At 65.3% G+C, this 16,092-nt stretch carries 19 protein-coding genes and 1 pseudogene; 8 read left to right on the top strand and 12 right to left on the bottom strand.

The window, feature by feature from the left end; genetic code table 11:
* From A7G45_RS27620 to A7G45_RS27610, 3 genes and pseudogenes are all read right to left on the bottom strand, one after another.
* Nucleotides 1-976: NAD-dependent epimerase/dehydratase family protein (locus tag A7G45_RS27620; protein WP_260941522.1), on the bottom strand; the 976-nt coding region annotated here is incomplete at its 3' end.
* Nucleotides 973-2,504 (bottom strand): annotated as a pseudogene (locus tag A7G45_RS27615) (molybdopterin-dependent oxidoreductase). The gene A7G45_RS27620 and the pseudogene A7G45_RS27615, both read right to left, overlap by 4 nt.
* Nucleotides 2,505-2,573: 69 nt before the next feature.
* Complete coding sequence (locus tag A7G45_RS27610; RefSeq protein ID WP_016343867.1) at nucleotides 2,574-3,143, bottom strand: TIGR03086 family metal-binding protein; 570 nt, start codon at nucleotides 3,141-3,143, stop codon at nucleotides 2,574-2,576.
* A gap of 99 nt (nucleotides 3,144-3,242) precedes the next feature.
* On the opposite strand from A7G45_RS27610, the gene A7G45_RS27605 reads away from it, so the two are divergent.
* Nucleotides 3,243-3,839 carry a CGNR zinc finger domain-containing protein gene (locus A7G45_RS27605; RefSeq protein ID WP_050593722.1) on the top strand — a complete coding sequence of 199 codons (597 nt, stop codon included), beginning with the start codon at nucleotides 3,243-3,245 and terminating at the stop codon, nucleotides 3,837-3,839.
* 38 nt (nucleotides 3,840-3,877) lie between these two features.
* Here the strand turns inward: A7G45_RS27605 and A7G45_RS27600 are convergent, their stop codons facing one another.
* From A7G45_RS27600 to A7G45_RS27590, 3 genes are all read right to left on the bottom strand, one after another.
* A complete protein-coding gene (locus tag A7G45_RS27600) occupies nucleotides 3,878-4,852 on the bottom strand; it encodes a quinone oxidoreductase family protein (protein ID WP_016343865.1) in 975 nt (324 codons plus the stop codon).
* Nucleotides 4,853-4,917: 65 nt separating this feature from the next.
* Entirely contained in the window at nucleotides 4,918-5,163 is a 246-nt protein-coding gene (locus tag A7G45_RS27595) for a hypothetical protein (protein ID WP_016343864.1), read from the bottom strand.
* 198 nt (nucleotides 5,164-5,361) lie between these two features.
* Entirely contained in the window at nucleotides 5,362-5,928 is a 567-nt protein-coding gene (locus A7G45_RS27590) for a redoxin domain-containing protein (protein WP_016343863.1), read from the bottom strand.
* Nucleotides 5,929-6,022: 94 nt separating this feature from the next.
* On the opposite strand from A7G45_RS27590, the gene A7G45_RS27585 reads away from it, so the two are divergent.
* Nucleotides 6,023-6,682 carry a TetR/AcrR family transcriptional regulator gene (locus A7G45_RS27585; protein WP_016343862.1) on the top strand — a complete coding sequence of 220 codons (660 nt, stop codon included), beginning with the start codon at nucleotides 6,023-6,025 and terminating at the stop codon, nucleotides 6,680-6,682.
* 392 nt (nucleotides 6,683-7,074) lie between these two features.
* A complete protein-coding gene (locus A7G45_RS27580; RefSeq protein ID WP_016343861.1) occupies nucleotides 7,075-7,551 on the top strand; it encodes a redoxin domain-containing protein in 477 nt (158 codons plus the stop codon).
* Between the two features lie 30 nt (nucleotides 7,552-7,581).
* On the opposite strand, the gene A7G45_RS27575 is transcribed toward A7G45_RS27580, so the two are convergent.
* Nucleotides 7,582-7,857, bottom strand: coding sequence for a hypothetical protein (locus A7G45_RS27575; RefSeq protein ID WP_260941513.1), 276 nt, complete (start codon nucleotides 7,855-7,857; stop codon nucleotides 7,582-7,584).
* 349 nt (nucleotides 7,858-8,206) lie between these two features.
* On the opposite strand from A7G45_RS27575, the gene A7G45_RS27570 reads away from it, so the two are divergent.
* Together A7G45_RS27570 and A7G45_RS27565 are read left to right on the top strand one after the other, a co-directional pair.
* Nucleotides 8,207-8,629, top strand: coding sequence for a heavy metal-responsive transcriptional regulator (locus A7G45_RS27570; protein WP_016343859.1), 423 nt, complete (start codon nucleotides 8,207-8,209; stop codon nucleotides 8,627-8,629).
* Nucleotides 8,630-8,674: 45 nt separating this feature from the next.
* Nucleotides 8,675-10,024 (top strand): hypothetical protein, encoded by a 1,350-nt coding sequence (locus tag A7G45_RS27565; protein ID WP_016343858.1) that lies wholly within the window; start codon nucleotides 8,675-8,677, stop codon nucleotides 10,022-10,024.
* Here A7G45_RS27565 and A7G45_RS27560 read toward each other — a convergent pair.
* The 5 genes from A7G45_RS27560 to A7G45_RS27540 are packed head-to-tail and all read right to left on the bottom strand — an operon-like array spanning nucleotide 9,950 to nucleotide 13,451.
* Complete coding sequence (locus A7G45_RS27560; protein WP_016343857.1) at nucleotides 9,950-10,408, bottom strand: hypothetical protein; 459 nt, start codon at nucleotides 10,406-10,408, stop codon at nucleotides 9,950-9,952. The genes A7G45_RS27565 and A7G45_RS27560 overlap by 75 nt on opposite strands.
* Nucleotides 10,405-11,508, bottom strand: coding sequence for a molybdopterin-dependent oxidoreductase (locus A7G45_RS27555; RefSeq protein ID WP_033712437.1), 1,104 nt, complete (start codon nucleotides 11,506-11,508; stop codon nucleotides 10,405-10,407). Before A7G45_RS27555 ends, A7G45_RS27560 begins: the two co-directional genes overlap by 4 nt.
* Nucleotides 11,505-12,134: a methyltransferase domain-containing protein gene (locus tag A7G45_RS27550; RefSeq protein WP_016343855.1), complete on the bottom strand. Its 630-nt coding sequence runs from the start codon at nucleotides 12,132-12,134 to the stop codon at nucleotides 11,505-11,507. Before A7G45_RS27550 ends, A7G45_RS27555 begins: the two co-directional genes overlap by 4 nt.
* A 1-nt stretch (nucleotide 12,135) precedes the next feature.
* Nucleotides 12,136-12,798: a TIGR04282 family arsenosugar biosynthesis glycosyltransferase gene (locus tag A7G45_RS27545; RefSeq protein WP_016343854.1), complete on the bottom strand. Its 663-nt coding sequence runs from the start codon at nucleotides 12,796-12,798 to the stop codon at nucleotides 12,136-12,138.
* On the bottom strand, nucleotides 12,795-13,451 hold the full coding sequence (locus A7G45_RS27540) for a glycosyltransferase family 2 protein (RefSeq protein WP_095786048.1): 657 nt from the start codon (nucleotides 13,449-13,451) through the stop codon (nucleotides 12,795-12,797). Before A7G45_RS27540 ends, A7G45_RS27545 begins: the two co-directional genes overlap by 4 nt.
* A 115-nt stretch (nucleotides 13,452-13,566) precedes the next feature.
* On the opposite strand from A7G45_RS27540, the gene A7G45_RS27535 reads away from it, so the two are divergent.
* Genes A7G45_RS27535 through A7G45_RS27525 form a run of 3 tightly spaced genes read left to right on the top strand, consistent with a single transcriptional unit; the run spans nucleotide 13,567 to nucleotide 16,041 of the window.
* Nucleotides 13,567-14,253 (top strand): response regulator transcription factor, encoded by a 687-nt coding sequence (locus tag A7G45_RS27535; protein WP_016343852.1) that lies wholly within the window; start codon nucleotides 13,567-13,569, stop codon nucleotides 14,251-14,253.
* Complete coding sequence (locus tag A7G45_RS27530; RefSeq protein WP_033712436.1) at nucleotides 14,240-15,268, top strand: sensor histidine kinase; 1,029 nt, start codon at nucleotides 14,240-14,242, stop codon at nucleotides 15,266-15,268. Before A7G45_RS27535 ends, A7G45_RS27530 begins: the two co-directional genes overlap by 14 nt.
* Nucleotides 15,265-16,041 carry a haloacid dehalogenase type II gene (locus A7G45_RS27525; protein WP_016343850.1) on the top strand — a complete coding sequence of 259 codons (777 nt, stop codon included), beginning with the start codon at nucleotides 15,265-15,267 and terminating at the stop codon, nucleotides 16,039-16,041. The genes A7G45_RS27530 and A7G45_RS27525 overlap by 4 nt, the downstream gene beginning before the upstream one ends.
* The last annotated feature ends 51 nt before the right edge of the window (nucleotides 16,042-16,092 follow it).

The raw sequence follows: 16,092 nt of genomic DNA, 5'->3' as shown, positions 1-16,092 counted from the left end.
ATGCGGTGAATCCGAGTTCTCGGGCCGCACGTGCCGGATCGGCGACGATGTGCCGCACGTCGCCATTGCGGTGCTGCCCGGTGACTACGGGTGGCTGCGCGCCGCGCGCCGCGCACAGCAGTCCGGCCACATCGCCGATGTCGATCGGGTGCCCGGAGCAAACATTGAACGCACCGAAACCACCGATGTCGGACTCCACCGCGGCGACGTTGGCCGCTGCGACATCGTCGACGTGGACGAAGTCGCGCATCTGTCCGCCGTCCTCGTAAATGTTTGGGATGGTGCCGTTTTCCAGCGCCGACCGGAAGATCGCCGCCACGCCGGAGTAGGGCGTGTCACGCGGCATGTGTGGGCCGTACACGTTGTGGTAGCGCAGCGCGATGACGGAGCCGCAGACCGCGTCGGCCCAAGCCAGCGCGTAGTGTTCCTGCGCGGTCTTGCTCGCTGCGTACAGACTGCGCGGTCGTAACGGCGAGTCTTCCCCAACCGTGCACCATTGGAGCTCTTCGCCGCCGATCGGGCACCGGTGCTCGAATACTCCGGCATCCAGGTCGGCGCGGCGGCGCGGCAACGGGTCGACCGGCCCATGCCGGCGACATTCGTAGCGGCCCTGCCCGTAGACCACCATCGATGACGCCAGGACCAGCCGCCGGCAGCCCGCGTCGTACATCTGCGCGAGCAGTACCGCGGTGCCGTAGTCATTGTTGCTGCCGTACGCCGGCGCGTCCGCCGCGTTGATGCCAGCCCCGACAACGGCGGCCTGGTGACACACGACATCAATGCCTTTGAGCAGAACCGACAGCGCGTCGGGATCACGCACATCGTTGATCCGGCATCCGTCGGGCGGGTGCGCACCCGAGCCGTGCGCAGCGTAGAGCATCGAGTCGATCGCCACGACATCGTGGCCGGCGGCGGCTAGCGCCGTCCAAACACGAGAACCGATGAATCCGGCTGCGCCGGTGAGCAACACTCTCATGACACCTCGAACGTTATGGTAGGTAGGCCAGTGGCGCCGTCGGGCGACGGCGGAGCTTCCTCTGATGTTTGAACCGCGCCGGTGTTATCGGTGGCGCGCGCGGTGATGGTGTGGGTGCCTTCGGAGGCTGCGTCCCACTGGTAGCTCCATAGCCGCCAGGTATCGTTCGAATAGCTGGCCCCGAGACGTGCTGGGCGCCAGTCGCCGTCGTCGATACGGACCTCGACCGCCCGGATTCCTCTGCCCTGCGCCCACGCGACCCCACCGAAAGTGGTGGGGCCCGAACGGATCCGCTGGCCGTTTCGCGGAATATCAATGCGTGACTGGGTTTTGATCGGGCCATGTGCCGACCAGCCGAGTCCAGTCCAGAACGCCTGAGCCTTGTCGAAGCGGGTCAATTCCAGTTCGACGACCCACTTGGTGGCCGAGACGTAGCCGTACAGCCCCGGAACCACGAGCCGTGCGGGGTAACCATGGTTGATCGGCAAGGGTTCGCCGTTCATCCCGACCGCCAGAAGTGAGTCTCGACCATCGGTGAGTGCCTCAACCGGCGTGCCCGCGGTGAACCCGTCGATGGAGGTCGATAGCACCATGTCCGCATCGGGGTGAATTCCGGCTGCCGCCAGCAGATCACGCACGCGGTAGCCGGTCCACATGGCCGTTGAGATGAGATCCCCGCCCACCGGGTTGGACACGCAGGTAAGCGTGACCGCCTTCTCCACAAGTGGGAATGCGCGCAAATCGTCGAACATGTAGATGATTTCGCGATTCACCATGCCATGGACGCGCAGTCGCCAATCAGCACGACTGAGCTGTGGTACCACCAGGGCGGTGTCGATCCGATAGAAATCAGTGGTGGGGGTGATGAATGTCGGTAGTGCTACGCCGGGCGGCTGCACCTCGGTCGGCACCAGCGGAGCCCGTACCGCGGCGCTCGGCGTGGCGGTGACGGCTCTTTCGCCGGCCACCGAGTGTGCCCGCCGCGATAGCAGGATTCCCGAACTCGCGCCGGCGGCGCCGAGCCCCAGAAGCCCGAGCGCGGTCAGCCACATCCGGCGACTCGTGTCGGTGTTGTCGACTGTTGACGTGGAGCCCCGGGTCGTCTGCCGGGTGGTCAACATCCGTAGCGCGATGACCGCGACGGCGACCCCGATCGCGGTGGGAATGAAGTCGACCGGTGTGGCCTCGGGGCGCAGTAATATCGCTGCGCCCCGAGTACACCACCGGCCGTGATCACGGCGCTTCCGACCGGTCGGCGTCGAGCTTCAGATATTCCCGCGAACGCCGCGATAGCAGCGACAGTCAGAATGACCGCCACCACTAGAAACAGTTTGTCCGCCGTACCGAATGTCTGGATCGCCCATTCTTTGACCGACCCGGGTGTCAATTCGATAATTTCGGCACCCACCGCAGTCACAGGGTCAGCCGCCGGCCCGAATAGTACGGCCAGGATTTCACTGATACCGAGTCCTGTTGCGGCACAGGCTATCCCGGTCAGCGGCCGCAGCAAACCGTTGTTCAGTGACACGATGTCACACTACCGCCGAAATCCCGCGTCAGATCTTACGAAGTGCTGACACGTAATCATGCCGGCACCTCAGAGCGGGTTACGACCCGAAAAGGCCACCACGCGCTCAGTGGGGCTGGCATCGGTCCCCACTTCAACCTCCGGGCCGAACATGCCTTGAGGTTGTAGCGCCGGAACCAGCTGAGATCCGACGGCCTCGGCCAGAGCCGCCTCGGAGACGTCGAATTCGACCGGTTGGTCGATGGCCACCGCGAGATCCCAGCTATGAATTAGTGTCGAATACGTGATGATGCCGATGGCTTGAGCGGCCGGCATCGACCCGAGCACGGTGGCGACGGGCATGTCCCAATCGGTCACCGTCGCCCACGCCTGCTGAGAACGTTTGATCGACCGCTCGACAACGGCGACCCAGTCCGAACCGAGAATGTCCGATCCGCTGAAGAGCTCCGCCTCGGTCGGGCCGCCCAAACCGTCAACGGCCGCGGCGAATGCATCAATCGAGGCGATCGTGTGGCTCAGCATCGACCGCACCGACCATCCGCTGCACGGGCTGGGACGGTCCAGATCCGACACTGCCAGCGTCGCTACCAACCCCGCCAAACGGCCGTCGGCCCGTCGCAACAGTTCTAACGATTCCATCGCACTTCCTCTCAGTTACTAACGGTTACTAAAATCAGTTGCCGTTAGTTTCTACCCCATCGGACGTAACGGTGTCAATACCGTGCTACCGTTATAGCGATGGGCGGCTGGTCAAGACTCGACAGCGCTCAAACTCTCGGTTTTCCGCTGGCAGACGAGCCGCTCGCGGTCGACTTGGCCGACACGATCATCACCTCCACGAGCCCTGCGACGGACCTGCTTTCCGACGAAACCAGATGCCGACTCTGGTGGGACCTGCAGCACGATCGCGTGCCGGACGGCGCACCAGCGCCCCCACTCGCGCCCACTGTCGAACTACGCCACGCCGTCCGCACGATCCTCGATGGACACCTGGCCGGCACATCACCGGACATCGCGGCCCTGGACCTGGTGAACGGGATTGCCGCCAGCGTGACGTGCACCCGCCAACTCGTGCACACGAAGACCGGATGGGCAACGACAACGACGTATCACCCCATCGGCGACCAGCGGCACCAACTGGCGCTCGCCGCCGCTGCGGACAGCCTGATCGACCTACTCTCCAGCCCCTCGCAGACACGCCTGCGGTGTTGCCAAAACCCCACGTGCAGTATGCTTTTCGTCGCTGCAGACGCGCGACGGAAGTTTTGCACCCAGAACATCTGCGCCAACCGCATGCGGGCGGCGCGCCATTATCGACGTCATCACCACAGCTAGCCTGCCGGCTGTCGTGTCCCGCATGCGATCGGCAGCCGTCAGGGCACCAGGACCACTTTCCCGATGGTCTGGCGCGAAGCGATGGCATGGAACGCTTCCTTGGCCTCCGCCAGCGGGTACGACGTGTCGGCGATGATCCTCACCCGTCCTTGGCTGATCAGGTTGAGCAATTCGGGCACGAGCGGGCGCAGATCGTCCGGCCTGAGCGACGGGAAATTGAAACCAACCACAGTCTGATTGTTGTGAATGAGCTGGCGAACCTGTTCAGGCTGCAATGAGTCGTGCGCATTCTTGGCGCCGAACATTACGACGCGACCAAATGGGGCGAGCAGGGCAAAGCTCGCCTTGCCGGTCTCGCCGGAAGCCATCTCCATTACGACGTCAACGCCCCGACCGTCGGTGCGCTCCAGGACCTTCTTGCCCCAGCCTTGCTGGGTGTAGTCGATGGCCACGTCGGCACCGAGTTCGGTGACGAGGTCACGTTTTTCTGCCGTACTGGCCAACGCGATGACTTGTCCCACCCCCAAAGCCTTGGCGAGCTGGACCAGATACAGCCCGACACCGCCCGCGGCGGCCTGGATCAGCACAGTGTCAGAGGGTGTTGGTTTGGCGGCAAGTTTGAGCAGTGCCCACGCCGACAGCCCTTGCACAACAATGCTGGTGGCCTGGGCGAAGTCGATTCCTTCGGGAATTCGAAGCGCCGAATCTGCTCTTGCTGTGGCGAATTCAGCGTATCCACCGCTGAGCACCGGGGCGGCGATCGTGTCACCGATGGTCAAATCCTCGACGCCCGAGCCGAGTTCCACGACTTCGCCGGCGGCCTCGAACCCCAGCACTGCCGGCAGCGGTCGCTGCAACGGGTAGCGCCCGGTGGTCTGTTCCAGTTCGGCGTAGTTGATCCCCGCCGCGCGGACCTTGATCAATACTTCGCCGGGTGCCGGGCTGGGCTTGTCAACCTCCGATAATCGCAGGCTGTCGAAACCGTCCAAAGCGGTCAATTCGATAGCCTTCATAGGATGCCTCCGTCTGCTTCTGCCGCCGAGATCAAGCGAGCGATTTTCAGGTTGACGGTGACCGTTCAGCAGCCGTCCGGGCAGACGACGTCGACCAGCGCGGTGGGCGTGCCGCCGTCGAGTTTGCGCACACCGTTAACCGAACATGCCGTCAACGAGGCCGTCGGCGTCTGGTTGAGTTGCACGAGATATCCCTCGGCGCGCAGATCATTGATGACGCCATCGGCGGCGGCCGCGGAAGCCGCAGGCGCCTGTGCGAGCATGAGCACCGTGAACGCCGCCATTCCCAAACCAGCAAGTACCGTCTTCATCGCAACTCCTTGTCCGTTGTGAACCAATGAACGTCTAACATCGGCCGTCGACGTCGACGTCGACGGCACGCGAACCGGTCACTGCACCGTGTCGCCGATTTTCGCGTTGATGCCTCCAAAAGCACGGTAGTGCACAATCATTCGTCAAATTGTGACGGAACTATGACTACCTTCGCGGACGGGGTTCGCACCGTGCCTTCAGTCTGATTTCCCGCGGCGACCCGCATGTTGTGCCGCCTGCCGCGCGGCGGTCAGGATCTGGTCGACAGGAGCGATGTCCGCCGCTGTGGTACTGCGGTGGACGTACACAATGCGCGCATCGCTGTCGATGACGAAAGTGCCTCGCCCCTGCAGAATTTCCAACGAGGGCCGACTGATACGACTTCCGGAACGCAACACCCGAACAAGCCGTTTCGGGGCGAACGCTGCGTATCGACCGACGGAGAAGCGCTCAACTTCAGCGGCGCGTTCGAGTTCACGCTCGGGATCGCTGAGACAGTCGAGGGTGATGCCGCGCTGTGCGCATGAATCACATACCGTCTCGACGTCGTCGCGGTAAACGATGGCAACACGCGCGCCGATGGCGTCGAATTCGGCTTTCACGCTTTCAAGGTCGCGGGCGGCTTGCTGACAGAACGGACACCACAGCCGGTGAAACGCCAGGACAGCAGGACCGGTGCCGATCAGTTGCGCGATCGAGATAGGCCCTTCGCGGCCTTCGATGGCGATGTCGACAGGGAACCTGTCCCCCACATCAATACCCACGGTGTTCTCCTTCGGACGCGGCCCACACCGCACTAAAGCGGCAACACTCTGTACTGTACAGTACATTTATCGGATCGCTTGGTACGGTTGCTCGATGATCACCGCACCGTCGACGGACCGTGGCCGTGCGACGGTGACCCGCATCCTCGAGGCGGCATGCGTGCTGTTCGCCCGTCAAGGGGTGCGCGCGACGACTCTTGATCAGATCGGCAGCGCCGCTGGCGCCGGCCGCAGCCAGCTCTACCATTTCTTCGCCGACAAGGCGGACCTGGTGGCAGACGTCGTCGGTTTTCAGGTCGAACGTGTCCTGGCTTCTGTCGAGCCCTCGTTCGACACCGTCAGCACGGCCGACGATCTGCGCACATGGTGCGCGAACGCCGTCCGGGAGCACGCGTCCTCCATTGACCCCATCCGCTGCCCGATCGGCTCCCTGATCTACGAGCTCGATAGCACTGACCACGGCCTGGCACGCGCAGCGCTCAAGGCCGGGTTTGCCCGCTGGGAGCAAGCCATCGCCAACGCACTGGGACGCATTGCCGACCGTGGTGGACTGCGTCCCGAGGCCGACCCCACCCGTTCGGCCGCAGGCCTGCTCGCCGCCTATCAAGGCGGAATGCTCCTGGCAGACGTCCACAATGACGTCGCACCCCTGCGGCATGCGCTGGACACGGCACTGGCAGCGACCCTACAGCCGGCGCCACGACAAAGACCGTCGAGGACAACTGCGCGCACCCAACCGGACGCCACGCACTAATCTCGTCAGCCTACTGGCTGCGTGAGTCGCCTACGCGCCGGACCGCGGTGCCCGTGCCGACGCGGCCCATCCAGACTCCGGCGCTGCCGATGGAATTGCCGGTCGCCGAGACCCGCAGCATCGGAAGCTAATCCGATTCCGACGCTCCACATCGAGATCGATTACCCGCCACTCGATTACACAGCCGGCGATCGACATCGGCGCGACAACGCGCACTCGACGACACGCGCTTGAAGGGGGTGGTCGCCCAGTCGGCAGGATCGCCGACGCGTCGCCTAGGGAGATGTGGGTACGTGGTGAGTTGAGGATTACTGTATTCGTAATGTACTTGACGGTACAGTTTGGATACTCCATAGTGTACTAGTCAGTACAAATAACGATCGGAGCCCAACGTGCCCACTTTGCAAAATGGACAGCTGTTTCCGGAGCTGAAGTTATCGGCCGTCGGCGGCGGAACGCTGTCGCTGCCGGGCGATCTCGCTGGTTCCTACGGGATCGTCTTGATCTATCGAGGGTCCTGGTGCCCGTATTGCAACGCCCAGCTCGCCGCGTTCAGTCGGGCGCAGGGCGCGCTCGAGGAAGTCGATGCGCGGGTAGTCGCGCTATCGGTCGATGATGAGGCCACCACCGCTGCGCTGATCGAGAAGCGGCGGTTGGGTTTCCCGATCGGGCACAGCGCGGACGCCGCAGCCGTGTCCGCCGCCGTCGGGGCTTACACCAACTCGGACCCGGTCTATCTCGAGTCAACCGGATTCGTGCTCGCTCCTGATGGCACAGTGCTCACCGCTGTCTACTCCAGTGGCGCGATCGGTCGGCTGATGCCCGACGACGTGCTCGGACTTTTGGCCTATATCCAGTCCCACGGTTAACGGCGCTCCCGTGGACATATGCCCCCGCCTTCACGCGGTCTGCGGTGATTGACGACGCGGTGTTGTCACAGCGGCAGCGTGCAGGGCAGCGGCCAATTCCTGGCGATCGGGCAGCCCGTCGGTTGTCGGGTAGAGCCGGCACGCTATGGCAGGTTGTGGCCGCCTCGGGAGCCACGGGTCGATGCCGTCGATCAGGATGGTCGGCGATCCGCTGAACCCCAGCCGGAGGGCTTCGGCGGGGGTGTCGATCACCGAGGTGCGCACGGCAATGTGGCCCAGGCCGAGCTGGTCGAGCATTACCCGCACGAGGGCCTCCGTGAGAGTCCGATGCGGGCAACCGGCAATGACCAGCAGTTCTACCTGCGGCGCCGGTCTGGCATCTGTGTATGTCATGAAAAGTACTGCCTGCCTTTCGAATTCGTCTTCCAGACAGCGGTACGCATGAATGCGCTCACATCCCCGGCGGTGGAGGAGGCGGCGGGTAGCATGGGTCGTCCATCATCGCGCCAACAATCATCTCGCAACACTTCATCATCTCGATGGGATCCATTGAGGAATCAGCCCTTTCGACGTTCCGGGACTGGACGTGCTCCGGTCCCCCAACCCATCATGAACATTCTCCTGCGGTGGAAGGTCAAGGAGGACACGCACACCCATGCGCATCAGTGAAGTCGCCCACCTCAGCGGGGTCCCGGCAAGAACGCTGCGGTTCTACGAAACGCAGCGGCTGCTTGCGCCGCCTCAGCGCCTGGCCAACGGCTATCGCGACTACACGCCGGACGTCGTCGGCAGGTTGCGTTTCATCCGGTCGGCACAGGGCGCAGGGTTGACGCTGACCCACGTGCGTGACGTCCTCGACCTGCATGATCGAGGTCTCGCACCATGCGCTCGAGTCAACGAGCTCCTGGCGCAACGACTGGCCGCCGTGCAGGAACAGATCAGCGAACTGATCACGTTGCAGTTGACTCTCCAAACCCTGCTGGGGAGGGCTCGCAACGATGCGCCCGACACCGACGTCGATGTGTGCTGGATCCTCGAATCACGCGTGTGCGATGGCGCCGCGGTCGCGGGTTCATGAAATCGTCACCACTTGATCTCTGCGTGTGCTTTTAGGCTGGGACTCGTGAATATCGGTCGTAGGACAGTGACGGCAGCCATCGCCGGCCTGGTGCTTGTCGTCGCGGCATTCATGGTGCCGCGCATGCACCTCGACGGTGTTATCCCGTTGATCAACAGCACACCTGCGCAGATCCGCGCTTTCGCGCAGGCCGCTCCGATCTTCGGTTGGTGGAACGCGCACATCGGCTGGGGCACAGTGCCGGCGGTGCTGATCGCGCTGGCGGCAGTTCTGTGGGGACAGGCCGTGGCCGCGCGGCTGCCGTGGCGAGCGGTGCCCCTGACGGCGTGGGCTGTGTCGTGCGGCTGGGCGTTCGCACTGTCGATGGTCGACGGCTGGCAGGTCGGTTTCGCCGGACGCCTGACCGCCCCTAACGAATATCTGCGCCAGGTTCCCAGTGTCACCGACATTCCCGAGGCGCTGCGTACCTTCTCCTCCAGAATCCTTGACTTCCAGCCACACTCGTGGATCACCCACGTCTCCGGCCATCCACCGGCAGCGCTGTTGACGTTTGTGTGGCTGGATCGTGTGGGGCTGGGCGGGGGCGCGTGGGCGGGGCTGTGGTGCCTGGTGATCGGGTCCAGTGCCGCCGCGGCCATCGTCGTGACGCTGCGCACGCTGTGCGATGAGACCACCGCCCGTGCGGCCGCCCCGTTCGTCGCGGTCGCACCGACCGCCATCTGGATCGCCGTCTCAGCCGATGCCTACTACGCGGGCGTCGCCGCGTGGGGTATCACCCTGCTCGCACTGGCCACCCGCAACCGGCGCCCCGCGCTCACCGGCGCCGGCGCGGGGCTCCTGCTGGGTTGGGGCATCTTCCTCAACTACGGCCTCGGCTTGATGGCGATACCGGCGGTCGCGGTGCTCTGCACCGCACCTAGCCGGCGCGTGGTGACCCGAGTGCTGCTGCCCGCGGTCGGCGCCACGCTGGCGGTGGTCGGCGCGTTCGCTGCCACGGGATTCTGGTGGATCGACGGTTACATCTTGGTGCAGCAACGGTATTGGCAGGGTATCGCCACGAACCGGCCGTTCCAGTACTGGTCGTGGGCCAACCTGGCATCAGTGGTGTGCGCCATCGGGCTCGGCAGCGTCGCCGGGCTGAGCCTCGCCTTCAACCGAGCCGCGCTGCGGCGGCGCAGCGGCCTGCACCTGCTGGTGCTGGCTTCGTTGGTAGCCATCATGTGCGCGGACCTGAGCATGCTGAGCAAGGCTGAGACCGAACGGATCTGGCTGCCGTTCACCGTCTGGCTGACCGCCGCGGGCGCCCTGCTGCCGGCGCGATCACGACGCTGGTGGCTGGTCGCCAACGTCGTCGGCGCTCTTGCTCTCAACCACCTGATTATGACGAACTGGTAGAAACCGCCGACCCACCAGATAACCGGGCACACACGCCCACACCACCGCGATCGAAATCCACAGTCCAGCATGGTAATCCCGATCGAGAACGGTGGCGTTGTCCAGAGACGCCCCGGGTTTGTCGAACACCGGGATGGCGAGCAGCACCAGCACCACCGTGCACAACGCGGCCACCGCGCCGGGTGCCTGCCACACCGTCGGCAGCACCCGGCGAGACGAAAGACCCATCGCCGCGCACAGTGGCGCGAACACCACATCATGGAGCGCCACCGCCACCAACGCCCAGACCACGATGCGCATGATGATCACCGGTGGGTTCTCCGACACCAGGACCGCGCCGTAACCGGCAAGGGCCAGACCGGACATGAACAGCAGCACCCTCATGGCAGCACCTCGATCCGGGACAGCCATTTGGTCTGCAGCACTCCGGGCCGCGACGGTGCAATGAGCCGGCACGGATAGCCGTGATCGGGATGTAGCGTGTCGCCGTTGAGTTTCAGCGCGATCAGGGTCTGGCCGTCGTGAGCATGCCCGGCCGGGAGCACGGTGCGCGAATACGGCCCGGGTGGCTCCAATGACACCATCCGCACATCGGCGTCGCGGGACCCTCCGACCATGGCGATCAGGTCCGCCAGCACCACACCGGTCCATGCGGCGTCGGCGCTCCAACCCTCGACGCAGGCGATCGGCAGATGGAAGGTCTGCTGCGGCAGGGCGTTCAGCTCGGACACCGAAAAGGCGCGGCTGAGCGCACCGTTGGTCACCGTCAAGCGGTACTGCGGTGAGGCCGCGGTCTGCAGCACGCCAGCTGCAACCGCGGTTCGGTTCACCGGAATACCTTGTGGCCCTTGGCCGGAGCGCGGCGCGAGAACCGACATCCGGCGCAGCCACGGTACGGTCTGGCCGGCCGTGGCCACGGTCGCTGCCGCGACCGCCAATCCGGTGCCGCGCAGTACCGTGCGCCGGGTCGGGCCGACCGCGGCGGTGGACAGTTCGTCGAGCGGTTCGCCGAGAGCGCATCGGATCACCGGCAGCTTGACCGCGAGGTGCACTAGTACCGCGCCCGCCGCGAGGTAGGCCACTGCGTAATGCGTTGTGGTGAAGAAGAATCGGAACACGTACCACTGCGCAATGTTCAACAACCCGGTGGACAGCTCGAACAAGATCGCCCCGACGAGCACCAGGATCGACAGGCGCTCCAGCTGCCGCGTGAGGCCACCGATAATCGGGCGTTCAAACAGCTTGGGCCACACCGACCACAGCTTTACGACCGTCAGCGGGATAGCGGCGATACCCGAAGCGACATGGAGTCCCTGGGTCACCCGGTACAGCCACGCCGGGTGCGCGGGCCAGTAGAACCAGGGTTGCGGATGCTGGATGAGGTGACTGACCAGACCGGTCAGGAAGCACACGCCGACGGCGATGCCGAGCATCATGCCGACCCGCGCGGTCACCGCGGTGCTACGCAGTCCCGACGCATTCATCGCTGGGCCAGACTGGCGAGCATCCGGTCGCCGACCGGATGCATGTCCAGTACCGTCAGGCCGGCGTCACCGGCGACGCGTTCCGCGCTGTCCACCCCCACCGTGGCCCACCGGAACCACGGTCCGACCGTCCGCGACGATTCCAGCCGCACCCACTGCGTCTTGACTCCGCATGGGGCCGAGTCGAATTCGGCGATGCACGATCCGCCGCGCCGGAGCAGGTCGGCGGCGCGGCGCAGCACCCGGATCGGGTCACCACCGAGCCCGACGTTGCCGTCGGCCAGCAGTACCGTCTGCCACCGGCCGGTGCCGGGGAGCGGGTCGAACACATCGCGGCGCAATGCCGGGGCGCCGCTGCGCCGCGCGAGTTCCACGGCGGTGGCGGACTGGTCCACGCCCAGGGCTGGCACACCGCGCCGGATGAGATCGGCTACCAATCGGCCCGGGCCGCAGCCCAAGTCGATGGTCGGCCCGTGGCACAGGGCCAGCACCGCCCGGTCGAACTGCCGGTCCGCACGGCGACCGCCCAGCCAGTTGTGTACCGGCAACCGCTGGCGAGTGCCGTCGTCATGCCGGATCCAGCACCGCTCACCTACCAGGGCACGCTCATAGAGGTTCCCGAACATGTCACGCCTCGATCGCGGCGGTCAGCCGCCGGAATCGGCTATCGGCCGAGCACACACGCTGCACGGCGGCGATGTCATCGACGACGTCCACGTCAGTCAGCTTGGTCACCAGGCCCACGGACAGTCCGGCTGACGCCAGCGCGTGCAACGTCAGCGCACCCGTATCAGGTTGCGACATCGGTACGGTGCGCAAGCAATCGGCGCCAAGTATGTTGCGCAGCCCGAGCAACCACCAACCACCATCGCTGGCCGGCCCTAGCACCGCGTCCGTGCGCAGCAGACGGCGGGCGCAGTCGGCGAGCAGTGTCGCGCTGATCTGCGGGGTGTCCATGCCGATCTGCACCACGGGGTAGCCGGCGGCGGCTGCGTCGTGGTGGGCGTTGGCCAACCGGTCACCGAAATCTTGTCCGCGCTGCGGTATCACGGTGAACGTGGCGAGCCGTTCCCGAATTTCTGCGGCCGCCCGCGCCGCGCCCACGTCTCCCGTCATGGCCACCACGCGCGAGGCCACGGGTGCGGCCGCGACCGCATCCAGCGTGTCCAGCAGTGCCGCGGCCGCGACGTCGGCTGCACCGCCAACCCCCAGATCGGGCGCCAATCTCGTCTTGGCCAGCCCGGGTACCGGCGCCTTGGCCATTACCAGGACGGTCACCGGAATCGTCATGAGAGGACTCGCCAAAAATCCAGTGCAGCATGGAAACTGCCGCGCAATGAGCCGCTCACCTTCGATCGGCCGCCGGTGCGCGGGCCGTAGCTAACATCGCTTTCGGCCACCTGCCAACCGACCTGCGCGGCGCGCACCAACAGTTCCAGCGGATACCCGCACCGCCGGTCGCGCACGTCAAGTTCCACAAGCGCGTCGCGGCGCGCCACCCGCATCGGCGCGATATCGTGCACCGCAAGGCGATACTTCCTCCGTAGCCGCCAGCAGATCACTGCGGTGCCCAGCCGGGCGTGCCACGGCCACCGCAGTCCGGGCACCGCGCGGCGCCGCCCGACGGCCAGATCGGCACCGCGATCCACAGCCTCAACCAGGTATGGCAACGACCGCGGGTCCAAGGACCCGTCGGCGTCGAGCACCGCGATGGTGGGTGTCCGCGCCGCCAGCACCCCGGCGTGGACCGCGGCGCCGTAGCCGGGTTGACATTCGGTGACTACCTCGGCGCCGTGCGCCCGCGCCACCGCTGCGGTGCCGTCGGTGCTGTTGTTGTCGACCACCAGCGCGCGGTACCCGTCGGGTAGGGCGGCCAGGATCGCGGGCAGTGACTCCGCCTCGTTTAAACAGGGCAGGATCACTGTGATCGCAGTGCTGGACATAACCCGACCGTAAGGCGCAGCGGGCGCCCTCGCCAGGGTGCAATGATGACGAATTCGTGACATAGGTGCTGGTAGGGGCCAGGTAACGGGCTATCGGCCGACTACGCTGTCTGGTGTGACGAGGGTTTTGATCGCCGACGACGATCCGATCGTGCGGGATGTCGTGCGCCGGTATCTGGAGCGCGACGGCCACGACGTCAGTACTGCACGCGACGGCCACGAGGCATTGACGCTGCTGGATTCGCAGCACATCGACATGGCGGTGCTGGACGTGATGATGCCCGGACCGGACGGGCTGACGCTGTGCCGCAGCATGCGCCGCGGCGACGGGTACGGACTGCCGGTGATCCTGTTGACCGCGCTCGGCGAGGAGGACGACCGGATCGCCGGTCTGGAGGCCGGTGCCGATGACTATCTCACCAAACCGTTCAGTCCGCGTGAACTCGCGCTCCGTGTTCGTTCCGTGCTGCGCCGCACGCCGGCGCGCGCGGTCGTTGAACCGCTGGAGATCACCACCGGCGCGCTGCAGATATCGACCGCCGCGCACGCGGTGACCGTCAACGGTGCCGCGGTGAGCCTGACCAACCGCGAATTCGATCTGATTGTCTTCCTGCTCACCCATCCAGACACCGTCTACTCGCGTGAGCAGCTGCTGAAACTGGTGTGGCAGTGGGACTTCGGCGATCTGTCGACAGTGACGGTGCACATCAAACGCCTGCGCGCCAAACTCGGTGACGCACACCGGATTCAGACGGTGTGGGGTCGCGGCTACATGTGGGGAGGAGATCATGCAGGCGACTGATCTGTGGGAAATCATCGGCTGGGCATTGGCCTGCTCGGTGCCGGTGGTGATCACCGGCGCCGTGCTCATCCGGCTCGCCCGATCCTGGTCACTGGCGGTCAGCATGGTGGCGCTCGTGCTGATTCCCACCCTGGCCACCTTCACCGGGGTCTTGGGAGCCAGCGGTTTCATGATCACCGAGACCTTCGAACGGATTGCGGTGGTATTGGTGATCGTCGCGGTGGTGACCATTCCAGCTGCGGTCATGTTGGCCCGCTACCAAGCCCGCCGCACCGTGTGGGAGCAGGAGATTCGCGCATCCGAACGCGCCGCTGAACAGTCCCGGCGCCGGCTGGTGGCGTTCGTCAGCCACGACCTGCGCACCCCGCTGGCGGGCATCCGCGCGGTATCCGAAGCGATCTCCGACGGTGTTGTGGATACCGCAGAGGTGCGTGCCCACGCCAAACACATTGAACAGGAATCGATTCGGTTGTCCGAGATGGTCGATGACCTTTTCGAGATGTCGAAGATCAATGCCGGCGCAGTGCAACCGGCGCACGACGCCGTCGCACTCGACGAAGTCGTCGATGATGTATTGGCTGCGCACCGGATCGCCGCAGAGCGCGCCGGGGTGCAGTTGGCGGCCCAGCTGCCGGCTGAACCTGTCCGGGTGATCGGCAGCGACCGGGCGCTGGTGCGGGTGCTTTCCAACCTGGTGGCCAACGCCATCGCCCACACCCCCGAAGGCGGACGCGTCGAACTGACGCTGGGCCGCGACGCCGACGGCGCCTGGGCCCGCGTCGACGACACCGGTGTCGGCATTGATGAGGCGGATCTAGCCAGAGTGTTCGACGTCGCCTACCGCGGCTCGAACGGCCGTGTGCCGCGGGCAGATTCATCGCTGCCAAGCGGCTCAGGTCTGGGACTGGCCATCGCCGCGGGCCTTGTACAGGCCCACCGCGGCACCCTCTCGGCGCACAACCTCGACAACGGAGCGCGCTTCGAGGTGCGGCTACCACTTGCCGACGGCGCATGAAGGCCCCCGTATCACGCCGGGGCCTCCTCGGGCTCGCGGCCGCAGCAGGCCTGGGCGTAAGCCAAGCGTCGTTCGCCACGGCTGCTCCCAGCCCACCCGGTCCCATTCGGGCTGTTGCATTCGACGCTTTCACCGTGTTCGACCGCCGCGCGGTCGATGCCGCCGCCGAGGACGTATTTCCCGGCACGGGAACCACATTGATCGACACCTGGCGTACCCGGCAATTCGAATACACCTGGCTACGCACCTTGACAGGCACGTACACCAACTTCTGGACGATCACCCAAGACGCACTCGAATTCGCCGTACAGCAGTCCGGTCTGCAACTCAGCCCCGCCGGTCGCGAACAGCTGATGAACTCATGGCTCCAACTGACACCCTGGCCAGAAGCCCCGGCCGCGCTGCACGCGCTCAAAGAGAGCGGACTACACCTCGCGTTCCTGTCCGACGCCACCACCACCATGCTCGACTCCTGGGTCACGAACGCCGAACTCGAAGGGGTGTTCGACCCACACCTAAGCACCGACCGCGTCCAAGCATTCAAACCCGACCCCCGCGCATACCAGATGGGAGTTGATGCATTCGGGCTTCCGCGCACACAAATCGCCTTCAGCGCACACGGCGGCTGGGACTCAGCCGGCGCCAGCACATTCGGCTACCGCACATTCTGGGTAAATCGAACCAACGCCCCAACCGAACGCCTACCCACAACCCCCGAAGCCACCGGCCCCAACCTCACCCAACTAGCCGCGTTCATAGACGCACAGCAGTAAGCCATACACCCCGGCATCGTCGATGCGTGGGTTGGAATCCAGCTGAACTAG

Origin of the sequence: Mycolicibacterium llatzerense (genome assembly GCF_025331195.1) — a bacterium.
In the GTDB taxonomy this organism is placed as follows: domain Bacteria; phylum Actinomycetota; class Actinomycetes; order Mycobacteriales; family Mycobacteriaceae; genus Mycobacterium; species Mycobacterium llatzerense.
This window is presented reverse-complemented; position numbering and strand designations above follow the sequence as displayed.